4 protein-coding genes are annotated in these 3,699 nt (G+C 64.1%); all 4 read right to left on the bottom strand.

Annotated features, from left to right (window positions below):
- Positions 1–366, bottom strand: a 366-nt coding sequence (locus A2J02_RS08920) for a DUF808 family protein (RefSeq protein ID WP_156516156.1), incomplete at its 3' end; no start/stop codon positions are given.
- A gap of 110 nt (positions 367–476) precedes the next feature.
- Entirely contained in the window at positions 477–1,640 is a 1,164-nt protein-coding gene (locus A2J02_RS08915) for an NADH:flavin oxidoreductase/NADH oxidase (RefSeq protein ID WP_068049402.1), read from the bottom strand.
- A 161-nt stretch (positions 1,641–1,801) separates the two neighbouring features.
- On the bottom strand, positions 1,802–3,022 hold the full coding sequence (locus A2J02_RS08910; RefSeq protein ID WP_068049401.1) for a pyridoxal phosphate-dependent aminotransferase: 1,221 nt from the start codon (positions 3,020–3,022) through the stop codon (positions 1,802–1,804).
- On the bottom strand, positions 3,019–3,699 hold a 681-nt coding region (locus A2J02_RS08905), incomplete at its 5' end, for a DMT family transporter (protein ID WP_068049399.1). The genes A2J02_RS08910 and A2J02_RS08905, both read right to left, overlap by 4 nt.

Genomic DNA, 3,699 nt, shown 5'->3' with positions numbered 1-3,699 from the left:
GTCGCCGTGGCCGAACAGTGCGCCCCAGATCTTGTGCGCCGCCTCGTAGCTGAGGTAGCAGCCGCCGAGCATCAGAATGGGCGTCAGCAACCACGGCACGAACTGGCTGAGCAGCAACGCGATCGGCAGGATGATCAGCAGCTTGTTCCGCAGCGAGCCCACGGCGATGCGTTTGATGATCGGCAGTTCGCGCTCGGCCGCGAGACCACGGACGTACTGCGGCGTCACGGCGGCGTCGTCGATCACGACACCGGCCGCCTTCGCCGTTGCCTTGCCGGTCGCTGCACCGACATCATCGATCGATGCAGCTGCCAGACGAGCCAGCGCTGCCACGTCGTCGAGCAGGGCTACCAGTCCGCCGGCCATCACAAACCTCCGCTTCGATACGAGAACACCGCTGGGCTCCTCATGATGCGAGCCCTTGGAACCCTACCGTCCGCAGGTGGTCTGTGATCGCCGTCCGGCCCGCCTGGGTTCTACGCGATCTTGCGCTCCTGCTCGGCCTCGACGACCTTTGCCGGCGGCAATCCGATGCTCGGGTCGTGTCCTCGGAAATTCTTCAGCCACCAGCTCCAGTCCTCGGGCACCAGCGAGAACGGGTCACCATGGCCGAGCTCGCGTGCAGCCCACACCGGCCAATGCGGGTTGGCCAGCGCCGGACGACCGAGCAACACCACGTCGATCTTGCCGTCGCGGATCACGGCGTCCGCATTTTCCGGAACGCCCAGATTCCAGCTGCACGTCACCGGGATATCCAGCTCACGCTTGACCCGCGCGGCCCGCTCGACCATGAACCCCATGTCGCCGAACGGCGGGTCCACCATGTCGTCGGTGTTGAAGCCGAGGCTGACATCGGCCATGTCCAGGCCGTGTTCCTTCATCCATCCGATGGCGATCATGGATTCGTCGAACTGAACCCCGTCGGGGTGGTGGTCGTCCGAGCCCAATCGCATGGTGAGCGGGTACTTCTCGGGCCACACCTCACGCACCGCGTCGAGTGCCTCGAGGTGGAACCGTGCCCGGTTCTCCAGGCTCCCGCCGTACTGGTCGGTGCGCTGGTTCGCCAGCGGGGAGAAGAAGCTGGCACCGAGATAACCATGGGCGTAGTGCATTTCGAGCCACTCGTATCCGGCTTCCGCAGCACGAACAGCTGCGTCGGCGTAGCTCTGATGGATCGCCTTGATCTCGGGCACGGTGAGTTCGTGGACGGGGAACGAGTGGTTGCCGCCGTAGGGAATCGCCGACGGCGCAACGCACTCCCATCCGTCGGGATGGTCTGCCGGAAGCTGGTGTCCGCCCTGCCACGGTGGCACTTCACTGCCCTTGCGTCCGGTGTGTCCCAGTTGAATCGCGGGGACCGAGCCCATCTGCTTGATCATCGCCGTCACGCGAGCGTGACCCTCGATCTGATCGTCGTCGTAGATCCCGGCGCATCCGGGAGTGGTGCGTCCGTCGGGCGTGATCGCAACCTGCTCCGGGAACACCATCCCGAAGCCGCCTGCCGCACGCGCACCGAGGTACATGAGGTGGAAGTCGTTCATCTTCCCGTCGACGGCGCGGTACATCGTCATCGGCGACATGGCGATGCGGTTTCGAAGCGTGACGCCTTTGAGCGTGAACGGACTGAAGAGATCGGGCATGGCAGTGGTCCTTTCCTCGGTAGAACCACCTCATCACCTGGCACGTTTCGACCGACTACACCGGTGGTGCAAATCGGTGACGGTTTTCTCACCGTCCAACTCACCCGAGTGTGAGGGCCGGTGTGCGGCTTCCTGTACGCACACCGGTCCACGGTCGATCTTCACTGCCGGTACGAGCTCATGAAGTTGCCCAGCCGCTCGAGCGCCGTTGCGAGATCGTCCACGTTGGGCAGGGTCACCAGTCGGAAGTGATCGGGCACATCCCAATTGAATGCGCGGCCGTGGCTGACCAAAATCTTCTCGGACTCGAGCAAGTCGAGTACGAACTTCTCGTCGTCGACGATGCCGAAGCGTTCGGTGTCGAGTTTGGGGAACATGTACAGCGCACCCGCTGCCTGCACGCAGCTGATTCCGTCGATGGAGTTGAGCATGCGATGCGCCAGATCACGCTGCGCGGTCAGCCTGCCCGCCGGCAGTAGGAGATCCTCGATCGACTGCCGACCGCCGAGCGCGGTCTGTATTGCATGTTGCGCCGGCACATTCGCACACATGCGCATATTGGACAGCAGGGTGATGCCCTCGATGAAACTCGCCGCGCGCCGACGCGGGCCCGTGATCGCCAGCCACCCGGCACGAAATCCACACACCCGGTACGCTTTCGACAGACCCGAATAGGTCAGGCACAGCACATCTTTCCCCGTCAGAGTGGCGAGATTGACCATCTCCGCACCGCCGTAGACGATTTTCTCGAAGATCTCGTCGGCCAGCAGAATCAGATCGTGCTTGCGGGCCAGATCGACAAATCGCTCCAGTGCCTCACGCGGATACACCGCTCCCGTGGGGTTGTTGGGATTGATCACCACGATCGCGCGGGTGCGGGGGGTGATCTTGGCTTCGAGGTCCTCGAAGTCCGGAGCCCAGTCCTGGCTTTCGTCGGCCAGATAGTGGACGGGTACGCCCCCGGCGAGAGCCACCGAGCCCGTCCACAACGGATAGTCGGGCGACGGGATCAGGATTTCGTCTTCAGGGTTGCACAAGGCCTGCATCGTCATGGTGATCAATTCCGATACCCCGTTGCCGAGGTAGACGTCGCCGACGTCGAGATCGGTCAGGCCTTTGGTCTGGTAGTACTGGACCACCGCGGTGCGGGCAGAGAACAGGCCCCGGGAATCCGAATAGCCCTGTGCGGTAGGAAGGTTGCGGATCATCGCCATCATGATCTCGTCCGGTGCCTCGAAACCGAACGGGGCAGGATTGCCGACGTTGAGCCGCAGGATCGCGTGCCCCTGCTCCTCGAGTTCTTCGGTCTTGTCCAGAATGCGTCCGCGAATGTCGTACCGCACGTTCTCGAGCTTGCGCGCCTGATCGATCGATTTCGTCACTTCGAAAACTCCTCCTGCCGAACGGTCGGCGACATCCGGGTCCGGACCGCCACTGTTGCACACACGATGACCGCCGCTCCACCCACGAGCACCGGCCAGGTCACGCCCTCGCGCAGGATGATCGCGGCCCAGCAGATGGTGAGCACAGGTTGGATCAACTGGACCTGGCTGACGCTGGACATCGGACCGATCGCCAATCCCCGGTACCAAGCGAAGAACCCCAGGTACATGCTCACCACCGCCAGGTACCCGAAGGCTGCCCACTCGGGCGCACCTGCTGTCGAGGGTTGCTGCCACCACGCGAACGCGGCCGATGCGCCGGTGACCGGTACGGACACGACCAGCGCCCACGACACCGTCTGCCACGCACCGAGTTCTCGCGACAACAGGCCGCCCTCGGCGTATCCCACCGCCGCGGCGACCCCTGCTCCGAGCAGCAGCAGATCCGACCACTGCACACCCGTCGACTGCCCGCCTTGCACGGCAGCGAATCCGACTGCGACGGCAGCGCCCACGCCTGCGACCAACCAGAACATCGGCCGCACGGATTGCCGTTCGCGAACGACAGCGACGACGGCGGTGGCGGCCGGCAGCAATGCGATGACAACGGCGCTGTGCCCGGCCGATGCAGTGGTGAGAGCGTACGAGGTGAGCACCGGGAAGCCGATGACGACACC

Source organism: Rhodococcus sp. EPR-147 (assembly GCF_001647185.1).
In the GTDB taxonomy this organism is placed as follows: Bacteria; Actinomycetota; Actinomycetes; order Mycobacteriales; family Mycobacteriaceae; genus Rhodococcoides.
Note: the sequence above shows the minus strand (reverse complement) of the source record. Positions and strands in the feature narration are given on the sequence as shown.

Excerpts from the sequence above, each read along its gene's own strand:
- A2J02_RS08915 (WP_068049402.1), bottom strand. The coding sequence starts at position 1,640 with ATGCCCGATCTCTTCAGTCCGTTCACGCTCAAAGGCGTCACGCTTCGA.